Origin of the sequence: Streptomyces sp. Qhu_M48, from assembly GCF_051305195.1 — a bacterium.
GTDB lineage: Bacteria > Actinomycetota > Actinomycetes > Streptomycetales > Streptomycetaceae > Streptomyces.
The window spans coordinates 2,891,188-2,912,372 of record NZ_CP195432.1; the positions used below are offsets into that span (position 1 = coordinate 2,891,188).

At 70.0% G+C, this 21,185-nt stretch carries 15 protein-coding genes; 10 read left to right on the top strand and 5 right to left on the bottom strand.

Translation table 11 applies throughout. From position 1 onward, the window contains the following. Positions 1–68: 68 nt before the first annotated feature. The 5 genes from ACRRSS_RS13435 to ACRRSS_RS13455 all read right to left on the bottom strand — a co-directional run bounded on the left by ACRRSS_RS13435 (position 69) and on the right by ACRRSS_RS13455 (position 7,891). Entirely contained in the window at positions 69–1,436 is a 1,368-nt protein-coding gene (locus ACRRSS_RS13435; RefSeq protein WP_435971426.1) for an MFS transporter, read from the bottom strand. Between the two features lie 412 nt (positions 1,437–1,848). Next, positions 1,849–2,589, bottom strand: coding sequence for a peptidoglycan recognition protein family protein (locus ACRRSS_RS13440; protein ID WP_435971427.1), 741 nt, complete (start codon positions 2,587–2,589; stop codon positions 1,849–1,851). Between the two features lie 512 nt (positions 2,590–3,101). Continuing rightward, positions 3,102–3,611, bottom strand: a complete 510-nt coding sequence (locus tag ACRRSS_RS13445; protein ID WP_435971428.1) for a hypothetical protein — start codon at positions 3,609–3,611, stop codon at positions 3,102–3,104. A 391-nt stretch (positions 3,612–4,002) separates the two neighbouring features. Beyond that, on the bottom strand, positions 4,003–5,538 hold the full coding sequence (locus ACRRSS_RS13450; RefSeq protein ID WP_435971429.1) for a PucR family transcriptional regulator: 1,536 nt from the start codon (positions 5,536–5,538) through the stop codon (positions 4,003–4,005). A 250-nt stretch (positions 5,539–5,788) separates the two neighbouring features. Continuing rightward, positions 5,789–7,891 carry a glycoside hydrolase family 10 protein gene (locus ACRRSS_RS13455; protein WP_435971430.1) on the bottom strand — a complete coding sequence of 701 codons (2,103 nt, stop codon included), beginning with the start codon at positions 7,889–7,891 and terminating at the stop codon, positions 5,789–5,791. On the opposite strand from ACRRSS_RS13455, the gene ACRRSS_RS13460 reads away from it, so the two are divergent. The 10 genes from ACRRSS_RS13460 to ACRRSS_RS13505 all read left to right on the top strand — a co-directional run bounded on the left by ACRRSS_RS13460 (position 7,890) and on the right by ACRRSS_RS13505 (position 21,149). Beyond that, positions 7,890–9,500: a peptide ABC transporter substrate-binding protein gene (locus ACRRSS_RS13460; RefSeq protein ID WP_435971431.1), complete on the top strand. Its 1,611-nt coding sequence runs from the start codon at positions 7,890–7,892 to the stop codon at positions 9,498–9,500. The genes ACRRSS_RS13455 and ACRRSS_RS13460 overlap by 2 nt on opposite strands. 74 nt (positions 9,501–9,574) lie before the next feature. After that, positions 9,575–10,501 (top strand): ABC transporter permease, encoded by a 927-nt coding sequence (locus tag ACRRSS_RS13465; RefSeq protein WP_435971432.1) that lies wholly within the window; start codon positions 9,575–9,577, stop codon positions 10,499–10,501. Further along, the gene (locus tag ACRRSS_RS13470; RefSeq protein ID WP_435971433.1) at positions 10,494–11,435 is read left to right on the top strand and encodes an ABC transporter permease; all 942 of its coding nucleotides are present in this window, start codon (positions 10,494–10,496) and stop codon (positions 11,433–11,435) included. Before ACRRSS_RS13465 ends, ACRRSS_RS13470 begins: the two co-directional genes overlap by 8 nt. A 6-nt stretch (positions 11,436–11,441) precedes the next feature. Then, positions 11,442–12,446, top strand: coding sequence for an ABC transporter ATP-binding protein (locus ACRRSS_RS13475; RefSeq protein WP_435971434.1), 1,005 nt, complete (start codon positions 11,442–11,444; stop codon positions 12,444–12,446). Next, complete coding sequence (locus ACRRSS_RS13480; RefSeq protein WP_435971435.1) at positions 12,430–13,440, top strand: ABC transporter ATP-binding protein; 1,011 nt, start codon at positions 12,430–12,432, stop codon at positions 13,438–13,440. The genes ACRRSS_RS13475 and ACRRSS_RS13480 overlap by 17 nt, the downstream gene beginning before the upstream one ends. Next, the gene (locus ACRRSS_RS13485; RefSeq protein ID WP_435971436.1) at positions 13,437–15,443 is read left to right on the top strand and encodes an N-acetylmuramoyl-L-alanine amidase; all 2,007 of its coding nucleotides are present in this window, start codon (positions 13,437–13,439) and stop codon (positions 15,441–15,443) included. The genes ACRRSS_RS13480 and ACRRSS_RS13485 overlap by 4 nt, the downstream gene beginning before the upstream one ends. A 167-nt stretch (positions 15,444–15,610) precedes the next feature. Then, positions 15,611–16,795, top strand: a complete 1,185-nt coding sequence (locus ACRRSS_RS13490) for a C39 family peptidase (protein WP_435971437.1) — start codon at positions 15,611–15,613, stop codon at positions 16,793–16,795. A gap of 489 nt (positions 16,796–17,284) precedes the next feature. After that, positions 17,285–19,330 carry a S9 family peptidase gene (locus tag ACRRSS_RS13495; RefSeq protein ID WP_435971438.1) on the top strand — a complete coding sequence of 682 codons (2,046 nt, stop codon included), beginning with the start codon at positions 17,285–17,287 and terminating at the stop codon, positions 19,328–19,330. Continuing rightward, positions 19,327–20,289: a S66 peptidase family protein gene (locus ACRRSS_RS13500; protein ID WP_435971439.1), complete on the top strand. Its 963-nt coding sequence runs from the start codon at positions 19,327–19,329 to the stop codon at positions 20,287–20,289. Before ACRRSS_RS13495 ends, ACRRSS_RS13500 begins: the two co-directional genes overlap by 4 nt. Then, positions 20,286–21,149 carry a M55 family metallopeptidase gene (locus ACRRSS_RS13505; RefSeq protein WP_435971440.1) on the top strand — a complete coding sequence of 288 codons (864 nt, stop codon included), beginning with the start codon at positions 20,286–20,288 and terminating at the stop codon, positions 21,147–21,149. Before ACRRSS_RS13500 ends, ACRRSS_RS13505 begins: the two co-directional genes overlap by 4 nt. Positions 21,150–21,185: the final 36 nt, after the last annotated feature.

Below are 21,185 nucleotides of genomic sequence, written 5' to 3' on the forward strand. Positions count from 1 at the left end.
CGCCGAGGCCCGTGCCCGACTCGATCGCGAGCGGGGCACGGGCCTCGGCGTGGGCGGGTGTCGGAGACTCAGGCGTCGACGCCGACCCTGGCGTCCACCGGGGTCCCCTCCTCGATGTCCCCGAGGTCACGGTCGCGGGTCTCGCGGGCGCAGACGATGGCGACCACGGTCAGCAGGGCGGCGGCGATCACGTACAGGGAGATCGGGGTCGAGCTGCCGTAGTCGGCGAGGAGCGCGGTCGCGATGAGCGGGGCGGGCGCGCCGGCGGCCACGGAGGAGAACTGGGCGCCGATGGAGGCACCGGAGTAGCGCATCCGCGTCGCGAACACCTCGGAGAAGAAGGCGGCCTGCGGCGCGTACATCGCCCCGTGCAGGACCAGGCCGACGGTCACGGCGAGCAGCAGGGAGCCGAACGTGCCCCGGTCGATCAGCATGAAGAAGGGGAACATCCAGCCACCGACACCGACCGCGCCGATCAGGTACACGGGACGGCGGCCGATCCGGTCGGAGAGCGCCCCCCAGAGCGGGATGACGGCGAAGTGGACGGCGGAGCCGATGAGGACGGCGTTCAGGGCGGTCTGCTTGGAGAGGCCGACCTGGGTGGTCGCGTACACGAGGATGAAGGCGGTGATCACGTAGTACGAGATGTTCTCGGCCATGCGCGCGCCCATCGCGATCAGGACGTCCCGCCAGTGGTGTCGCACCACCGCGACCAGCGGCATCCTCTCGACCTGCCCGGCGACGGACTTGCGCTCCTCGGCGGCGGCGAGGGCCGCCTTGAAGACGGGCGACTCGTCGACCGAGAGCCGGATCCAGAGGCCCACGATCACCAGCACACCGGAGAGCAGGAAGGGAACGCGCCAGCCCCAGGAGAGGAAGGCCGCGTCCGACAGCAGCGCGGTCAGCGCCGACAGCACACCGGTGGCGAGCAACTGCCCGGCGGGCGCGCCGGTCTGGGGCCAGGAGGCCCAGAACCCGCGCCGCTTGGCGTCCCCGTGCTCGGAGACGAGCAGTACGGCCCCGCCCCACTCCCCGCCGAGGGCGAAGCCCTGCACCAGCCGCAACACGGTCAACAGCACCGGGGCGGCGGACCCGACGGTCGCGTGCGTCGGCAGCAATCCGATGGCGAACGTGGCCCCACCCATGAGCAGCAGGCTGAGCACCAGCAGCTTCTTCCGCCCGAGCCGGTCCCCGTAGTGCCCGAACACGAGCGCCCCGAGGGGCCGGGCGGCGAACCCGACCGCGTACGTCAGGAAGGACAGCAGGGTACCGACCAGCGGATCGGAGTCGGGAAAGAACAACTTGTTGAACACGAGCGCGGCGGCGGACCCGTACAGGAAGAAGTCGTACCACTCGATGGTCGTCCCGATGAGACTGGCGGCGACGATCCGCTTGAGGGAGTTGGGTGGCGTGGGGGAGGGTGTTGCGGCGGCCATGTGCACCACTTCCAGGCAGGTACGGGGACGATTCGGTGTCGCCATACCGTAGGAAGCGGCAGGTCAGGGGCGTATGTGGTGGGACACCATAGTTCGGGTGTGCCGTGTGCGCCCGGCCTCCATGGCCTGCTGTCGCGACCCTGCCGAAGGCCTGAGAGGGGCCGGGAGAGGGGCTGTCCGGGTTGTACTGACCGGGCACGTTCTGGTGGTGCGGTGCTGACTCCCGTGCTGGGTCTGGGAGGGATATCCGTGTGTCTCTGACGCGGCCAACTCGTGCGTACGGCCTTCGTGCTGGACATGTGCTCCTCGGCCGGGGCACATGCTCAGACGAAGGCCGCTTCCGAGGACGACGGATGTCGAACCGAGTGATCAAGGTCGACGCATCGTTCGACGGCGCACGTCGGATATCACGTCAGGCGAACGTGGCGCCCCAAGTGGCCGGCCCGACGACGCCGTCCACACTCAGACCCTTGCTCGACTGGAAGCTGCGACAGGCCGCGTCGGAGCCTGGTCCGTACTGGCCGTCCACGGTGAGGGAATAGCCGTGCGCGCTGTTCATCCGGTACTGCCAGGTCGCTACGCTCGCGTGGACGGTGGCCGGGGACTGGCGGAAACTGATCCCGGGGTGGGGCAGGGGGCCGCCACCGGGGTTGACCTCCCCGCTGATGACCCGGGCGTACAGATTGCCGGGGCAGGCGGTCGAGTGGTGGTCGCGATGGCCGGTGATGGCTCGCGCCGCTCCGCCCGACACCCGCAGGCGGTTGATCCCGTACCTGATGGCGTCGATCAGCGCGGCGGTGATGACGTCATAGCCGCCGCTGGTGCCACCGGTCAGCGCACAGACCGCGTACCAGTCGTCATTTCCCTGCGTGGTGCCCTGGGCGGCCGTGCGAACGTTCTCGCCACGCCCCTGGAAGAGGTAGCCGTGGACGCAGGCGAGATGGCTGTAGGCGATGTCCGACCAGCCGTTGGAATCCATGTGGAAGTTCTGGATACCCCTCACCTGAGCGGCACAGTCGGCGTGGTCGGCCTTGGCCGTCTTCACGGCGTCGACATGATGGACGACCACACCGCCCTGGGCCGGGGTGATGGCACCGCTGACGCTCAGGGGCGCTCGGGCGCCCCACTGAGCGCGCGTGACGAACGTGGCCATCAGCTGCGTCCTCCGCGATCCGTGGCACAGCCGACGGCGGCGTTCAACGGTTCGGCGTGCGCGTTCCGGGCGGCGTCGGAGCCGTAGACCGCGTCGGGGTCGCGGGGGTTCGTCGCGATGGAGTGGCCGCGCCTCCCTGGCGGGAGCTTGGCGAAGGCATGCGCGGTTCCAGAATGAACGACGGGCAGTACGAGTGCACTGCCGACTGCCGCGAGCAGTGCGGCGCGGCGGGACATTTTCCGGGTCAACAGTCCTCCAGGTAAGGCGAGTCGGACGTATCTGTTCGGAGGCGTGAGCGGTGCGCAGCCGGGCATGTCATGCCCGCAGCCCACGCGTATGCCAGCTGTCGGGTCCTCTGCGCGCGGGCCGGGGGAGACGCGGGACCCGCCGATGCCTCCGGAGCCGGAGCCACGGTCTGCCGGGCGACGCGTTCGGCGGAAGGAAGGGACGTCACGTCGGCTCTGGAGGCCGGTGACCCGTCGCGGGGCCACCGACCACGCGGGGGTGGGTGGTCAGCAGCCGCCGCAGTTGTAGAAGGTCACGTCCCAGTGGTTGCCCTCGTCGGCGTAGACGTTGCCCGCGCCGGACTTCCACTGCGGGGCTCCGTCACCGCGTACGCCGATGTAGGTGAAGGTGTTCTTGATGTAGTTGCCGAGGCAGGTGTACTTGCTGAAGTCGAGCTTGTAGCCGTTCCAGTGGGAGTACGTGCCGCCCGCGTGGCCGGTCTCGGTGCCGCCGGTGATGTTGAGGGCGCAGCCGCTGGCGCTCCTGAGGGTCTGGGCGCCCTGGGCGGTGGCGAGGTTGAGCTGGTCGAACGAGGTGCACGTGGGGTTGTTGCGGTTGGAGCAGCCTCCGGACGAGGACCAGGTGATCCCGGACGACTGGAACATCGAGGTCGCGGTGGAGTGGCTGATCTTGGTGACCGCGTGGGCCTCGCCCGCGGCGGTGAGGACGCCCACGCCGGGCGCGAGGAACGCGCCGAGGACGAGGGCCAGGGCGGTGAGGACGGACCGGAGTCTCATACTGTTTCTCCTGTGTGATGGGGGGAGGTGGAACGGTCCTCCCGCGCGGGTACCGCGCATGGAGGACAGATCGAGGGCCCGGCGAACCCGGAGGACCGTCATCGGCCGGTCGCCGCCGCTCCGTGCCGCCGCAGGGCCGGTGATCATCGCTCGCCTGGCTCTGGAACGGGAGCTCCGCGCGGAGGGAGTCGCGGATGGTGAGGTCACGAACGGTCCTCTCTGCTCGTACGACGGTCGGCCCCGGTGACCTCGGCAGGGGGTCACCCCATGGGGAAGCGGACCGCCTTGGCCGTTGTCCGCGGGGGTCAGCGCGACAGGCGTACGTTAGGAACCCGCGCGGCCCTCTGGACATGGACGGGATGTCGATCCGTCCACGGGCGGCTTGGACTGTTTATCCCTGGGGGAAAACGGCGTTGCCGTATTTCTGCTGATGGGTGAGGGGCGCGCCGACCGCTCGTGCCGTCAGCGCCAGCCAGAGGTCGACCCGGTCCTCCGCGCGGTCCTGTTGCCTCCCCGTCAGCCTGGCCACCTTCTCGATGCGGTTCTGGACGGTGTGCCGATGCAGGCCCAGCAGCGTGGAGGTCTCTGCCCAGGAGCCGTTCGTCTCGAGCCAGACGCGGAGCGTCTCGGTGAGTTCCCCGCCCGGGTCCGCGGCATCGAGCGGAGCCAGTACGGTGTCGGCGAAGGCCGCCAGCGTCGCGGGACTGCCCAGGTTGAGCAGGAGCCTGACCGAACCCGCCTCCGAGGCGCTGACAGGGCGTCCCAGTTCGGCACTGGAGGAGAGCAGAGAGATCGCCTGTCGCAGGGAGAGGGCCGCGTGCTGCGGAGCGACGGCCGGGCCGATCCCCGCTGGACGGCCCGGCGCGAACCGGCGGAGCACGGCCGACGTGTCCAGTGTCTCCGAGACGACCATCTCGACCGTGTCACCTGTCACGCGTGCGAGTCCTCCTGGCACTGCCAGGGCGAGGTCCGCCGCGAGTTCGACCGGCTCCCCGGCGGCCTGCACCGCCACGGCCCGGACGGTCGACGAGGGGACATCGGCCGTCCGCAGCAGGGCGCGTGCTTGATCCGCTGTGATGTCCGTGTGGAACAGCCTGGCGAGAATGGCCGCTCGACGACGGCGTTGCGGCTCGTCCGCCAGGTGACGGCGCTCCAGTTCGACGGAGAGCAGTGACACGAGGACGCTGATCAGCAACCGGGCCTCGGGCGAGTCCGCGTCGAGCAGGACGAGGAAACCACGCAGGCGCGTCGTGCCGAGGGGCTGCACCACGACTCTCCCGCACGGCAGGTCCGCACCGCCGCTTCCCCGGAGTCCGTGCAGCGCGACGGTGTCGATCACCGAGGCGGCGTCCGCCAGCAGCTTCTGTCCGTCGGTCCCGGCTGAACCGAGGAGCCTTCCTGAGGGATCGCACACGGCCACGCCCGAGTTCATCGCCTGGCACCAGGACGAAAGAAGTCCCGCCAGCCCGTCGCTGGAGGCCGCTGCCGAGGACAGGCGCCGCTGCGTTCGAAGGGTCCGTTCCAACAGGCGTCGTTCCTCGGACGCGCGAGCCACGAAGACCGCTTTGGTGATGGAGGCGAAGGAGACGTTCGGCGGCGCGGTGAGCAGGGGTATTCCGGCTTGCTCGGCGTGCCGGCTCAGAGCGGCCGGCACCGTTTGCAAGGGAAGGCCGGGACCCACCCCCACGATGAGGGCAGCGGCGTGGCCGCCGCTGAGATCTTCCACATATGCCGCGCAGCCGGTCTCGTCGGCCGACAGCAACAGGCCGCTGGTCATCACCACTTCGGCGCCTTCGAGCCAGGAGGCGGGACGCGTGTTCTCGGTCGCGTGCGCTGCCTCGACCACCCGTCCGAGGCCCGTGCTGCCCGCCACCAGACGCAGGTGGAGAGAAGGAATGGCCAACAGATCGCGAACGGTGAGAGGCATGGGACGCATGGTCCATGAAGTGGGTCCGCCTGTCGACCGTATGTCCAGCGTCCCGCCGATGGTCGTCCGCTCCGGTATCCGGCATGCCCTTCCGTGGAGTTGATCGGGCGGAGGGACGCCGCGCATACCTGGGGCGACAGTGCTGCGGACCGCGGTGGGCGATGCGGGTGACCGTCGAGGTGACAGGGGAGGAGCGCATGTCTCACCGGCCGCTCCCGACACGGGGATCGGCCGGTGAGGAGCACGGGTGTCAGTACGCGGGTCGGGACATCCGGCCCTGGCGCTGGAGGCGGTCCACGGCCGACACCGCGTACCAGCATCCCGCCGGCGCTTCGGAGTCGTGGTAGACGGCCTGCCTCCCGCCGGGAACCACTGCGACGAGGGAGGCACTCCCACCTTCGTGGTGGTGGCCGGGCTTGCCCGGGAAGCGGTAGACCGCGTAACGGAAGGGGCTTCTCCTGCTGCCGGGCGCCCCTGCGGTGATGAGGAGGGTCGCGGCGCCTGTACCGCCTTCCCGCAGCACCTCGACGTCGGGCCGGGGCGGGAGAGGACCCTTGTCCAGCCTGGCCGGCAGAGGGCCGAGGACGGGCTGCCGCCAGTGTGCGATCCGCATGGCGGCGAAGTCGCCCACGCGATCGGCGCGGACGTCCTTGGCGCTGAAGAAGAGGTCGCCGCCGATCTCGGGGAGCGTGGCATTCAGCGTCAGGTGGCGCGTCAGCTCCTTGCCGTCCTGCCACGGAGTCGGCTGCCCCGCCGCCCCCGACTTGTAGACCGCCTGCCCGATCCACAGTTCCGTGTCCGTGTCCCTGACCACCTCGGCCCACCATGGAGCGAGGACGGCGTAGTCGGCGACCGGCAACCCGATGTGCCAGTACACCTGCGGCGCGACGTAGTCGAGCCAACCCTGCTGAACCCATCCTCGGGTGTCCGCGTGCAGGCCGTCGTACGACTGGAAGGCAGCGGTTCGAGAGCCGCGCGGATCCGTCGTGGCATTGCGCCACACGCCGAAGGGGCTGATGCCGAAGAGTGCGTTCGGGCGCACGGCACGTACGGCGTCCCTCATCTCACGGACCATGAGGTCCACGTTGTGGCGACGCCAGGCGGCCTTGTCCGCGTAGTCCGATCCGTAGGTCCTGAAAGTCTCTTCGTCGGGGAAGTCGGAACCCGCTACCGGATACGGGTAGAAGTAGTCGTCGAAGTGAACACCGTCGATGTCGTACCGCCTGACCGCGTCGAGCATGGCTTCCTGGCAGAAGCGACGCGCGGCCGGCACGCCGGGGTCGTAGTAGAGCTTGCCGCCGTAGGACACGGTCCACTCCGGATGGGTGCGGGCCGGATGGCCGGGAGTCAGCGCGGACGGGTCGGACTGCATGGAGACCCGGTACGGGTTGAACCAGGCGTGAAACGCGAGGCCTCGGTTGTGCGCTGTCTCGACCATGAAACCCAGCGGGTCGTACCCGGGATCCTGTCCCTGCGTGCCGGTGAGCCACTGAGACCAGGGCTCGAAGGGCGAGGGCCAGAAAGCGTCGGCCGTCGGCCTGATCTGGACGAACAGGGCGTTGAATCCCCACGCGAGGGCGTCGTCCGCCAGCCGCGCGAACTCCGCACGCTGCGCCGCGGCGTCCAGGCCCGTACGGGTCGGCCAATCGATGTTGACCACGGATGCGATCCACATGCCTCGCATCTGCCGTCTGACGGGATCGGCGGAAGGGGCCGCGGCATGGGCCGGCACCGAGGTGAGCGCTGTGGTGCAGCCTGCCGCCGCGATGGCGGCAAGGACCGTGCGGCGATCAAGGGCGGGGCGCGGCGAGGAACCAGCGGTGCGTTTCGGTGTCATGGATGCCTCCGCGGGCGATGTGGCGACGGGTGGGAGCGGGAACACTGTCGTGTCCGGCGTCAGGGTGCCGTCAAGAGACCGCGCGACGAGTGCCGCAGGCGTCCTGCCCTCGTCGCGCACGTAACGTACGTAACGTACGTAAGCCTGGCTGATCTGATCCGGAATATGTATCGTCTGTTTCGGTCGCGAGGTGGTGGCCACGCCGACGCGTCGGCGAGCCGCTGCCCTCCTGAACCGCACGGCTCGTGTGACCGCCGCCGGCAGTCGGAGGCCCACGACAGCAGCGGGAGCCCAGGGGACAGTCGATGTGCCAGAGCCCATGCTCGTCCTCGTGGATCCACGGCGGTAACGACCCGATGTCCACCGCTCCGCAGGAGGGCTGGACATCCTGTCGATCGTCTCCTCGCCGGCCAGGTCTCTACCGTGTCGCCCCAACCTCCTTCCGAGAGCCGTCCGTTCAGCCGCCGTCCCACGTGCGCTCCGGACCGCCTTCCCGAAATGAGCACCACGCCCCATGAACCCCACCCGCTCCACAGCCCTCGCGGCATCCGCCGTTCTCACCCTCGCCCTGGCCGCCTGTGGCCAGGGCGAGCCGGCGAAGTCGAAGAACCCGTCCGGCAAGCCCGGAGGCGCCTACTCGGTGGCGCTGACAGAGCCGGATCACCTCCTGCCGGGGAAGACCACCAGCAGCTACTCCCTCCAGGTCCTGCAGGGGCTCTTCGACCCGCCCGCCTCCCTCGACCCGAAGGACGGCAGTGTGAAACCGCTGGCCGCCGTCTCCTGGGCCACCGACGACAACGTCGTCTGGACGATAAAATTCAGATCCGGCACCACGTTCCACAACGGCGAGAAGGTCACGGCCGCCAGCTTCGCGGACGCGTGGAACGCCGCCGCCTACGGGCCGAACGGCTGGGACGCCAACTACTACTTCGCCCAGATCAAGGGATACGAGGCGCTCAACCCGGCGGAGGAGGGCGTCAAGCCGTCCGCGCGGACCCTGGCCGGCCTCCAGGTACTCGACGAGACGACCCTGCGGGTCACCCTGAACGCGGCCTTCGGCCAGTTCCCCATGCTGCTGTCGTTCCCGGCCTTCGCCCCCCTTCCCAAGGCGGCCACGGCCGATCCGGATGCCTTCGACATCGCACCGATAGGCAACGGCCCCTACCGGCTCGACGGCCAGTGGGAGCGCAACCGGAAGATCAAGCTGGAGAAGTTCTCCGCCTACCGCGGTACCCGCAAGTCCATGGCCGACCGCATCGACTTCAAGATCTACACGAGCCGTGAGACCGCCTTCACCGAACTGCAGGCGGGCAACGTCGACATCCTGACGACGGTCCCCGCCGCCAACTCCATACAGGCCAAGCGTCTCTTCGGCGAGCGCTTCTCCATCCGCCCCAGCGGGACCATGGACTACCTCGGACTGCCCGTGAGGGACCCGCGCTTCGCGGACCCCCGAATCCGCAAGGCCATCTCCATGGCCATCGACCGCAAGGGCATCACCCAGGCCATCTACAACGGCGTCTACAAGCCCGCCACCTCGATCGTCGGCGACATGATCCCCGGACACCGCCCCGACGCCTGCGGCCAGACCTGTGCGTACGACCCGGCGGCCGCCAAGCAGCTGCTCGAAGCGGCCGGCGGCTTCGACGGCCCGCTGGAGCTCCACTTCTCCAACTCGGACCCCACCTACGAACAGTGGATGACCTCGGTCGCCAACCAGCTCAAGGACAACCTCGGCATCGAGGACGTGAAGTTCCGCAAGATGGCGCCCGCCGACTTGTCCTCGCTGCTCAACTCAGGAAAGAACAAGGGACCCTTCCGGCAGAACTGGGTGATCGACTACCCCAGCATCCAGAACTACCTCGACGGGCTCTACTACCCCGGCAACCGGTCGGGCTGGAGCAACAAGGAGTTCGCCGCCTTCGTGGCGAAGGGAAACGCCGCTCAGGGCGCGGAAGCCATCGCGGCGTACCAGCGGGCGGAGGACATCGCCCTGCGGGAGCTGCCGTACATCCCGCTGTGGAACTGGCAGGACCAGTCGGCGTGGAGCGACAGGATCGGAAACGTCGTCATCGACCCCTACGCCGCCGGTCTGCACCTGGACCGCGTCACCGTCAACGAGTGACGCCGTAGCCGACCCCTCTGCGGAGTACTTCTTCCGGTGCTTCACACAAACCTATTCCCTGAGGACCGTCCGTCGTGTGGAGATTCGTCGCCCGTCGCCTGCTGCATGCCCTGCCCGTACTCCTCGGCACCACCTTCCTCATCTACACGCTTGTCTTCGTCCTGCCCGGCGACCCCATCCAGGGCCTCGCCGGTGACAAGCCGGTACCGCCGGCGGTCCTCGCCGAGCTGCGTGCCCGCTACCACCTCGACGACCCCCTGTGGGTGCAGTACACGCACTACCTCACCGGCCTGTTCACGGGTGACCTCGGAACCACCTTCACCGGCCGCGAGGTGTCGGACCTGCTTGCCGACCGATGGACCGTCACGCTGCAACTCGGCCTCACCGCATGGGTCCTGGAGCTGGTCCTCGGCATGGCTCTCGGTGTCTGGGCGGGTCTGCGAAAAGGCAAGTGGGACGACAGCGCGGTGCTCTTCGGCACCACTCTGGTCATCTCGATACCGGTCTTCGTCGTCGGATACCTGGCCCAGCTCGTCTTCGGCGTGCAGCTCGGCTGGCTGCCGGTGGCAGGCACCGAAGCAGGATGGCCACTGGCCTACCTCCTGCCCGGTCTCGTCCTGGCCTCGTTCGGTCTCGCCTACGTCGCCAGACTCACGCGTAGTTCCCTCATCGAGAACCTGCGGGCCGACTACGTGCGCACCGCCCATTCCAAAGGGCTGAGCCGGCGTCGCGTCGTGGTCAGACACACCCTGCGCAACTCGCTCATCCCCGTGGTCACCTTCCTCGGCCTGGAGCTGGGCGGACTCATGGCCGGCGCGATCGTCACCGAGTACATCTTCAACCTGCCGGGCGTCGGCCAGCAGCTCTTCCAGTCCATCCAGCTCCGTGAAGGTCCCGTCGTCGTAGGCACCACAACCGCCCTCGTCCTCATCTTCCTGCTCGCCAACCTGCTCGTGGACCTGCTCTACGGGCTGCTCGACCCGAGGATCCGTCATGACTGACACCACCAGGACCCTGGAGGCCACGCGTGACGCGGCCGAGGACACCGCGGCGTCCGACACGGCGCGCCCACCGTCGTCGGAGCGGGCCTCCCTCAGCAAGGACGCCTGGCTCGAACTGCGGCGGCGCCCCACGGTGTGGGCCGCCCTGATCACCCTCCTCCTCATGACGGCGATGGCTCTGGCACCCGGAGTCCTCACCTCGTTGCTCACCGAAGGAGGAGACCGCTGTGACCTCGCCGACTCCAAGCTGGGTCCCTCGGCCGACCACCCCTTCGGATTCGACCTGCAAGGCTGTGACTACCTGGCACAGGTCATCCGCGGCACCCGGCCCTCGCTGATCGCCGGTCTCACCGTCACGGCAGGCTCCCTCCTGATCGCCGTCGTACTCGGACTCCTGTGCGGCTTCCACGGCGGCTGGATCGACGCCGCCGTGTCCCGGGTGACCGACATCTTCTTCGGTCTGCCCTTCGTGCTCGGAGCCACCGTCATCCTGGTCGCCTTCCCCGATCACGGCCTCGGTGCCATGATCCTCGTCCTGACGGCGCTGGGCTGGACGACCATGACGCGCATCATGCGCTCCCAGGTCATCGCACTGGCCGAGGCCGACTACGTGCGAGCCGCCCGGATGCTGGGCGCCCGCCCCGTACGCCTCATGCTGCGCCACATCCTTCCCAACGCGATCACCCCCGTCATCGTGGTCGCCATGCTGAACGTCGGGGCGGTCATCTCGGGCGAGGCGACGCTCGACTTCCTCGGAGTCGGCCTCCAGTACCCCCAGGTCTCCTGGGGGCTCCAGCTGAACGCGGCCCAGGCCTTCGTCCTCGACCACCCCCACCTGCTGCTCTTCCCCGCCCTCTTCCTGTCCGCGACCGTCCTGAGCTTCATCCTGCTCGGGGACGCCGTACGCGACGCCTTCGACCCCCGGCTGAAATGAGCGCACATGTCCACCACCGCGCATCCGCTCCTGGAGGTCGAGGACCTCTGCGTCGAGTTCCGCACGCGACGCGGCATCATCCGGGCGGTGAACGGGCTGTCCTACACCCTTCGCGAAGGCGAGACCCTGGCACTGCTCGGTGAATCCGGATCGGGAAAGTCCGTCGCGGCACAGGCCGTCATGGGGCTGCTCGACACCCCGCCGGCGCACATCACCCGCGGTGCCGTCCGGCTCCGTGGCGAGGATCTGTTCTCGATGCCGCCCGAGCGCCACCACGCGGTACGGGGCACGCGTGTCTCCATGATCTTCCAGGACGCGCTTACGGCGCTCAATCCCGTGATGTCGGTGGGCGACCAATTGGCCGAGATGTACAGGGTGCACCGAGGAATGGGACGCAAGGACGCACTCGCCCGCGCCGTCGCCCTCATGGACCGCGTCCGCATCCCGGCCGCCTCCCGCAGGGTCCACGACTACCCGCACCAGTTCTCCGGCGGCATGCGCCAGCGCGTCATGATCGCGATGGCGCTCGCCCTGGATCCGGAAGTCGTCATCGCCGACGAACCCACCACGGCCCTCGACGTCACCGTCCAGGCCCAGATCATGCGACTGCTCAAACAGCTCCAGGACGAGACCCGTATGGGCCTGTTGCTGATCACCCATGACCTCGGCGTGGTCGCCCAGGCCGCCGACCGGATCACCGTGATGTACGCCGGCCGCACGGTGGAGTCCGCGGAGGCGGAAGACCTCTACACCCACCCCGGCCACCCCTACACCCGGGGCCTGCTCCATTCGGTACCCCGCCTGGACCGCATCGGCAAACCGCTCGTCCCCATCACCGGTGCTCCGCCCCTGCCGTCCTCCGTCCCCGACGGATGCGCCTTCCATCCCCGCTGCCCCCGGGCCGAGCCGCGCTGCGGCAGCGAAGCACCCCCCTTCCAGACCCTTTCGCCCGCAGGACATCGCAGTGCCTGCCACTTCGCCGAGGAGGTTCACCGTGTCCCCGTCGGCTGAGGCAGCTCCCCCCCTCCTCCAGGCCACGGCGCTCACCCGCCACTTCCCGATCACGGAAGGCGTGCTGTGGAAACGCCCCACCGGGGCGGTCAGAGCGGTCGACGGCGTCGACCTGACCGTCAGGCGCGCGGAGACACTCGGCATCGTCGGCGAATCCGGGTGCGGCAAGTCGACCCTGGCTTCTCTCCTGATGGCCCTGGACCGGCCCACCTCGGGCGCGGTCACGATCGACGGGCAGGATCCGTTCTCCCTTTCCGCCAAGGAACTGCGCACGGTCCGCCGACGCGTCCAGATGGTCCTGCAGGACCCGTACACCTCGCTCAACCCGCGGATGACGGCCGGCCAGATCGTCGGAGAACCGTTCGCCATCCACCCCGAGGCGGTGCCCAGGGCCGCCCGCGGCCGACGCGTGGCCGAACTCCTCGAAACGGTCGGCCTGGACCCCACCCACCGGGACCGCTACCCGCACCAGTTCTCCGGCGGGCAGCGCCAGCGTCTCGGAATCGCGCGCGCACTGGCGCTGGGGCCCGAACTGCTCCTGTGCGACGAGCCGGTGTCGGCCCTCGACGTCTCCGTCCAGGCACAGGTCCTCAACCTGCTGCGGGACCTCCGCCGCGACCTCGACCTCGCCTGCGTCTTCATCTCGCACGACCTCGCGGTGGTACAGCACCTCTGCGACCGGATCGCGGTGATGTACCTGGGGAAGGTCGTGGAGACCGGCACCCGCGAGCAGATCTACACGACTCCCCGCCACCCCTACACCCGGGCGCTCCTCGCCGCGGCCCCCGTACCGGACCCGAGGCGACGCACGGCCGACGACGAGCACCTCCTGGAAGGCGACCTGCCCTCCCCGGCCTCACCACCGTCCGGGTGCCGCTTCCGCACCCGCTGCCCCTACGCCCGCGAGCAGTGCCTGGTGGAACCCGAACTGCGCCCGCGCGAAGGGGCCGATCACCCGACAGCCTGTCATTTCCCCGTCGAAAGCACGGCATGAAGGAGGAACACGTGACAAGAGGACGTACCCAGCGCCGACGGTCAGCCTGCGCGGCGGCAGCCGTGACGGTCCTGCTGACCGGAACGCTCGCCACGGTCCCCGCTCGGGCGCAGTCACCCGTCGACACGAAGCACACCGCCGCGTCCGGGGCACCGTCCCGCGCGGACCTCTTCCGCTCGGCCGGCGAGCGGTACCGGGTACCCCAGACGGTCCTGCTCGCGGTGTCCTACCTGCAGAGCCGCTGGGACGACCACCGTGGCGCGCCCAGCGTCGACGCGGGTTACGGTCCCATGCACCTGACCGACGCCCGGGCGGCGCTCGCCGAGGCACCCCACCATTCGGACGGCGACGAGAATCCGCGTGGCGACACCTCCCGGCCGCCCCTCGCACACCGTGGGACACCCGACGAGCCCGACCGCTTCCCCGCCGCGCTGGAGACCCTGGGCCGCGCGGCCGCACTCACGGGACTTCCCGCCGACCGCCTCAGGACCGACCCCGGGGCCAACATCGAGGGCGGCGCCGCGCTCCTCGCGGCCCACCAGCGATCCGCGGGTCTTCCCCCGAGCGCCGACCCGGCACAGTGGTACGCGGCGGTCGCCGCCTACTCGGGCGCGACCGAGGCCGCTGCGGCGCGCCGATTCGCCGACGACGCCTTCTCGCTGATCAACACGGGCGAGTCGCGACGCACCGACGACGGAACCGTCGTCACCCTGCCTCCCGTGCCCGTCCGGCCGGAGACCCGGCAACTGGAGAGGCTGGAACTGAGGGCCACCGTCCCGGGGGCCGAATGTCCTCGCGACCTGGGCTGTGACTGGACGCCCGCCCCCTACCGGATGCTCTCGGAGGAGCCGGGCGACTTCGGCAACCACGACCTCTCCGACCGTCCGTACAACCAGTCCATCGACTACATCGTCGTCCACGACACCGAAGCCACCTGGGACACCACTCTCAAGCTGGTCCAGGACCCCACCTACGTGTCCTGGCACTACAGCCTCCGCTCCGCGGACGGTCACATCGCCAACCACCTGCGCGCCAAGGACGTCGGGTGGCACGCCGGCAACTGGTACGTCAACTCCAAGGCCGTCGGGCTGGAGCACGAGGGATTCCTGGCCCAGGGAGGCCAGTGGTACACCGAGGCGATGTACCGGACCTCGGCGCGCCTCGTCCGCTACCTGGCCGAGAAGTACGACGTCCCCCTGGACCGGGCCCACGTCATCGGGCACGACAACGTGCCGGGCACCACGCCCGCGAACGTCGCCGGCATGCACCAGGACCCCGGACCCTACTGGGACTGGGACCACTACTTCGACCTTCTGGGCAAGCCCTTCAAGGCGCGGGGCGGGGCCACCTCACCCCTGGTGACCATCCACCCGGACTACGGCTCGAACACGGAGCCGTACTACTGCGGAGCGACCCCCGCCGACCTCTGCCCCGTGCACGGATCGGCCTCCCTCACACTGCGCACCGAACCCCGGGACGACGCCCCCCTGCTCACCGACATCGGCATCCGTCCCTCCCCCGGCACCTGGTCCGTCTACAACCACGCCGCCCGTGTGAGCACAGGGCAGAAGTACGTGGTCGCCGAACGCCGCGGAGACTGGACGGCCCTGTGGTACCTCGGGCAGAAGGGCTGGTTCAAGGACGCCCCCCGGTGCGCGAAGACGTTGCCCGCCAAGGGGCTGGTGGCGCGGCTGCGGCCCGGGCTCGACAGCGCGCCGCTCTACGGGCGCGCCTACCCCGAGCCCGAGGCGTATCCCGCCGCCATCCCCGTCCAGCCCCTCGTGCCACTGCAGTACGCGCTTCGCCCGGGACAGCTGTACAGCGTCGGCCAGACGGTGAACGGCGAGTACTACCACTCCAAGACCTTCGAGCTCGCCGGCCACACCGTGGTCCGTGGCGCGCTCAGGTACCACCAGGTCCAGTTCGGCCACCGCATCATGTTCGTCAAGGCGGACGACGTGGTCCTCACATCCGCCGCCAGGCTGCCTCGCGTACCGAAATGATCATGGGCGGGCCCTGGCGCGGCCTGGAGCTCCTGATCGGGAACTCCAGGCCGTTACCATGTGGGCCTGCCCCGGCACCGGCGTCGGGCTGGGTCGTACCGGAGCTACAAGAGAGCGGCAGGAAGACCGTGACAGGCGAGAAGCATGGGCGAAGGAACGACCCGTTCGTGCCTCAGGCGGTGCTGCACCGCTGGTCGGAAGCCTGTCACTTCGCCGCCGCCACCTTCAGAGGCACGGCGTGGTCGGACGGGGCCTTGCGCCTGGAGTCCGTCGAAGGCGACGAGACCTTCGTGGACCAGCACGGCCACGCCGCCCTCGAATGGGATTACGCGACCTGCTCGACCGGCTGGCGTGAACTGCCCTTTCCCGCCGAGGAGCTCATTCCGTCGTGGACGGCGCTCACGCCTGCCGGAACCCGGCTGACGGTGAGGCTCCGGGTCCGCGACGCGGAGGGAGACGTCTCACCCTGGTACGTCATGGCGCACTGGGCGTCGGACGACGACGTGGTGCACCGCACCACCGTGCCCGGTCAGACGGGCCCCTTCGGAACGGCGGACGTCGACGTGTTCGTCGCGGCTGCCGACCGGCCCGTCCTGGCCTACGAGCTCGACATTCGGCTCGCGCGTACCCGGGGCGTCGCGGAGGGTCCCCTCGTGCAAGCCCTCCACCTCGCCGCCTCGTCGACACCCCCCGACCACCGGCGGGCGGTGAGCGGCCCCGCCGGCGCCTGGGGCAAGGTCCTCGACGTCCCGCGCCGCTCCCAGGAGCTGCACACCGGCCACAGTCCGCAATGGGACGGAGGCGGAGAAGCGTGGTCGGCCCCGACCTGCACCGCGATGCTCGTCGAGTACTTCGGGCGCGGCCCGGGTGACGGCGAGATGGCGTGGATCGATCCCGCGGACACCGCACCCCAGGTCGACTTCACCGCCCGGGCGGTCTACGACTACGCCTACAAGGGGTGCGGCAACTGGGCCTTCAACGCCGCCTATCCCGCCCGCTACGGGTTCGGCGGAATGGTCACGCGCCTGCGCTCGCTGAGCGAGCTCGAACGCTTCATCTGCGCGGGCATACCGATCGCCACGGCCCAGAGCTTCCGTATCGGCGAACTCGCGGGCGCGGGCTACTCGCCGGCCGGAAGCATCAAGATCGTCTGTGGGTTCACGGCCGACGGAGACGTGGTGGCCAACGACCCGCTCTCGGCCACCGACGAGGAGGTGCGAAGGATCTACCCCCGCGGCGAGTTCGAACGCGTATGGCTCTCGGCGTCCGGCGGCGGGGGAGTGGTCTACCTCGTGCACCCGCGCGACCTGCCCCTCCCCGCCAACGTACCCGGTCTCGACCCCAACTGGTAGCGCTCGCACGCCCGTTGCCTCCCCGCCTCCGAGGTCCGACGAAACGTCGTGTCCCACTTCCCGAGGCGGGACTTTTTGTTGATCGCTGCTGCCGTGGTGCCTCCCTAACGTGTACGTCATGAGAACGGCTCCGCCATACGGCCGCAGTCCACGGGACACGAACGTCCACATCTGTTCGCCGCCGCAGGCCGCCCCGGCACTGTGTCCCTGAGGCGCGTATCCCGCGTTCGGTTCATCGGCGCACGTCATCTCGCGGAACGACTCCGCAGCTGCGCGACACCGCGCCTTGAAGCCGCCATGCGGCACCCGTCCGCACATGTGCTCCCCCGTACGCCGTAGACGGACCAGCGGTGAGGTACCAGGCCCGCATTCCGCTCCGCGAACGACGAACCCACACCGCAGCCCGGCCCGGAACGCGCTCGATCCGGCCAGGGCCCTCCGTGATGATCTTCCCGATGCCCCCTCACACGGGCGCAAGGCGGTAACCCTATGAAGTACTCCTCCGCAGCTCAGATCGCGCCGACCGCGTTCCGGGCCTGGGCCTCCGACATCAGCGCCGCGACCGTCGCCCGCCAGGACGGCACGCCAGGGTGGGTCTCCCTGGTCGGCGACGCAGTGTGGTGGGACGAACCGCGACCGCACGAGGCCGGCCGCCGGTGCGTCGTACGCGCGAAACCGGACGGCACGGTCGAGGACGTTCTCCCGCCCGGATTCGACGCCCGCAACAGCCTTCACGAGTACGGCGGCCGTGCCTGGCGCCCCACCGGTGACGGTCTGGTCTTCACCCACTGGCACGACCAGCGCCTGTACGTCCACCACCCGGACGGTCACGACGTGCCCAGGCCCCTGACGTCCGCGCGCGAGAACGTCACCTACGGCGATCTCTACCTGCCGCCGTCGCGCGACGAGGTGTGGGCCGTCCGCGAGACGCGCCTCGACGGAGTACGCGACGTCGAACGTGCCGTCGTGGCCGTCTCACTCGGCACGGGCGCCGAACGAACGATCGCGGCGACCCATCACTTCATGACGTGCCCCCGGCTGTCACCGGACGGCCTTCATCTGTCCTGGATCGGATGGAACCATCCGAACATGCCGTGGGACGGCACGGAGCTGTGCGTCGCACCGCTGGAGAACGACGGGACCGCCGGCGTCCACAGGGTCAGAGCCGGCGGCCCCAGGGAGTCCGTGACCCAGGCCGAATGGAGGGACCCCCGTAACCTCTGGGCGGTCACCGACCCTGACGGCTGGTGGAATCTGCACATCGTGCCCGCCCACGAAGGCCCCGCACGCGCCGTCGCCACCGCCGAGGAGGAGTTCGGCGGTGCCCTGTGGAAACCGGGCGCCTCGTGGTTCGCTCCACTTCCCGACGGCCGGGCCGTGGCCATCAACGGAACGGGTGCGGGTCGACGGATCTCCCTCGTGGATCCCGACGCCGGCCCCGGACTCCCCGCACTGACCGATCTCGGCCTGCCCTACACCGACTTCGTCCAGAGCATCGACGCCGACGCGAGCCGTCTGGTCGCCGCCGGAGCCGGCACGACCCTCCCTTACGGCGTCTTCACCGCGGCCCTCCCCGGCACCGGTGCCGCGGACGACCAGGACGTACGCGTCGTCTCCTCCTCGTCGATCCCGTCCGTCGACCCCGCCTGGCTGCCGCGTCCCACGGCCAGGACCTTCCACCGCGACGCGCAGAAGCCGGCGAAGGGCGACCCCGCGAGCGGGGACTGCCTGGTGCACGCCCACACGTACCCTCCCACCCATCCCCACCACACGACGCCGGACGGACAGAGCCCGCCCTGGGTGATCTTCGTGCACGGCGGTCCCACCGGTGACTACCCGATGGTGCACGACCTCGAGATCGCCTACTTCACCAGCCGTGGCATCGGCGTCGCGACCGTCGACTACGGAGGGTCCGTCGGATACGGCCGCGCCTACCGAGAGCGTCTGAACGGCGCCTGGGGCGTCGTCGACGTCCAGGACTGTGTGACCGTCGCACAGGCCCTGGTGGGCGAAGGACTCGCCGATCCCTGCCGACTGGCGATCCGTGGAGGAAGCGCGGGCGGCTGGACCGCGCTCGCCGCCCTCACCCACACGGACACCTTCGCCGGTGCGGTGTCCTTCTACGGCATCACCGACCCCCTCACCTGGGCGGCCACCACCCATGACTTCGAGTCCCGCTACCTGGACGGGCTGATCGGCCCCCTGCCGCAGAGTGCCGCGCTGTACGAACAGCGCTCCCCGGTCCTCGCGGCGGGCCATGCCAGCGGCCCCGCCCTACTGCTCCACGGCCTGGAGGACGCCATCGTGGATCCCGAGCAGTCCTCCGCCATGGCCCAGGCCCTGCGAGCGGCCGGCCGGCCTTACGAGCACGCGGAGTTCCCGGGAGAACGGCACGGCTGGCGGCGTGCCGAGACGATCCGGGCGGCCCTCGACGCCGAGATCCGCTTCTACGAGCGGATCTTCACCGCTCCCAGCGGTTCCGGTACGGGCACGAGCGGACCCGTCGGCTCCCCGGCCTCCGGGAAGCGCTCATGACGGCCGGCACCGCCTGGCGGGCCACCGCGGAAGGGCTCCCGGAGCCGTACCGCACGCACCCTCCGCTCCTCCGGCGGGGCGACACCGTCGCCGTCGTCGCCCCCGCCGGTCCGGTGGAGGTACCTGAGACGACCGCGGCCCGGCATCTGCTGGAGAGCTGGGGCCTCAGGGTGCGCATCACGCCCCGGCTCCTCACCACCCACCAGGGCTACCTCGCGGGAACCGACGACGAACGCCTCGAGGACTTCACCGAAGCATGGCTCGATCCCGAGGTCCGAGCGGTCGTGTGCGCACGGGGCGGATACGGAACCCAGCGCATCGCGGACCGCCTCGACTACCGGCGCCTCGCGGCCGCGGGTCCCAAGTTTCTCGTCGGTTCCAGTGACATCACCTGCCTTCATCACGCACTCGGCGAGCGGCTCGACCTGGTGACGCTTCACGGCCCCATGCCCGCCTGCCGGCCGGTCCACGAAGACAGGTCCACCGCCGAAGGCCTTCATGCGGCCCTCTTCGGGCCGTCGCCGCGCTCTCTTCCCCTCACCGGCCCCGTCCTCGTCCCGGGAACGGCCGAGGGACCCCTCACCGGGGGGAACCTCACCATGCTCGCCTCATCGGTCGGAACCCCCACGGCTCCCGACACCGAAGGCCGCATCCTCGTGCTCGAAGACGTCGGCGAGGACCCCTACCGCCTGGACCGGGCACTGACCCAGCTCAGGCGCGCCGGTGTCCTGCGGCGCACGGCCGGTGTCGTCCTCGGTGACTTCACCGACTGCGGCCCCCCGGACCAGGTGGAGGCTCTGCTGCGTGACCGTCTGTCGGACCTCGGTGTCCCCGTGGCGACGGGACTGCCGGCAGGTCACGGAAGGCGCCAGCTGACCGTCCCCCTCGGCGCGGGCGCGGTACTCGAGACGGCCCTGCACCGCCTCACCCTCCCCCTCCGGGAAAGGACCCCGCGGTGACGCGTGTTCTCATCTCCGCGGACATGGAAGGCGTCACCGGCGTCACGTGCCCCGACGACGTCGAACCCGGCACCGCCTCCTGGGAGCGGATGCGCCCGCTCTTCACCGGCGACGTCAACGCCGTCGTCGACGGGCTCCTCGCCGGCGGCGCGAGCGAGGTCCTGGTCAATGACGCCCACTACACACAGCGCAACCTGCTCCTGGAGGCCCTCGACCCGCGTGCGCGCCTGCTCACCGGCCGTCACAAACCGCTGGGCATGATGGAGGGGATCGAACGGGCCGACGCGGTCGTCTTCCTCGGCTACCACACGGGCGCCGGACAGCAGGGAGTCCTGGCGCACACCTATCTCGGAACCGGGCTGACCGCGTTCCGGATCGACGGCGAGCCGGCCGACGAGGGCCGCATGAACGCGCTGATCGCAGAGGAGCACGGTGTCCCCGTCGTCCTGGTGACCGGCGACGACCTCACCTGCGAGGCCGCCGGCACCTGGGCCCCCGGGGCCCGCGTCGTGGCGGTCAAGGAGTGCGTCAGCCGGTACGCCGCCCTCTGTCTTCCTCCCGCGCGAAGCGCCGAGTTGCTGCGTGAGCAGGCCGTGGAGGCCGCTCGCCGGCATCGCGTCCGAAGCGAGCGCCCGGACGCGGAGACACCGCGTGCGGGCGGCGCCCCCGCACGGTCCCTCCGCTTCGAGCTCGACTTCCACGCCCCCCATCTGGCCGCGGCGGTCCTCGCCGTCCCGACCGTCGAACCCCACGGCCCGCGCGGCATCGCCTTCACGGCACCCGACGCGACCACGGCGGCCAGAACCTTCAAGGTGTGCACCTCCATCGCGGGCACCGCGATGGAGGACCACTTCGGCTGACCGCCGACACCCCCGTCCCCTACTCTCCGTGGAGAA

Coding starts and splice junctions, on each gene's coding strand:
- ACRRSS_RS13435 (WP_435971426.1), bottom strand. CDS start 1,436: ATGGCCGCCGCAACACCCTCCCCCACGCCACCCAACTCCCTCAAGCGG.
- ACRRSS_RS13440 (WP_435971427.1), bottom strand. CDS start 2,589: ATGGCCACGTTCGTCACGCGCGCTCAGTGGGGCGCCCGAGCGCCCCTG.
- ACRRSS_RS13445 (WP_435971428.1), bottom strand. CDS start 3,611: ATGAGACTCCGGTCCGTCCTCACCGCCCTGGCCCTCGTCCTCGGCGCG.
- ACRRSS_RS13450 (WP_435971429.1), bottom strand. CDS start 5,538: ATGCCTCTCACCGTTCGCGATCTGTTGGCCATTCCTTCTCTCCACCTG.
- ACRRSS_RS13460 (WP_435971431.1), top strand. CDS start 7,890: ATGAACCCCACCCGCTCCACAGCCCTCGCGGCATCCGCCGTTCTCACC.
- ACRRSS_RS13455 (WP_435971430.1), bottom strand. CDS start 7,891: ATGGGGCGTGGTGCTCATTTCGGGAAGGCGGTCCGGAGCGCACGTGGG.
- ACRRSS_RS13470 (WP_435971433.1), top strand. CDS start 10,494: ATGACTGACACCACCAGGACCCTGGAGGCCACGCGTGACGCGGCCGAG.
- ACRRSS_RS13475 (WP_435971434.1), top strand. CDS start 11,442: ATGTCCACCACCGCGCATCCGCTCCTGGAGGTCGAGGACCTCTGCGTC.
- ACRRSS_RS13485 (WP_435971436.1), top strand. CDS start 13,437: ATGAAGGAGGAACACGTGACAAGAGGACGTACCCAGCGCCGACGGTCA.
- ACRRSS_RS13495 (WP_435971438.1), top strand. CDS start 17,285: ATGAAGTACTCCTCCGCAGCTCAGATCGCGCCGACCGCGTTCCGGGCC.
- ACRRSS_RS13500 (WP_435971439.1), top strand. CDS start 19,327: ATGACGGCCGGCACCGCCTGGCGGGCCACCGCGGAAGGGCTCCCGGAG.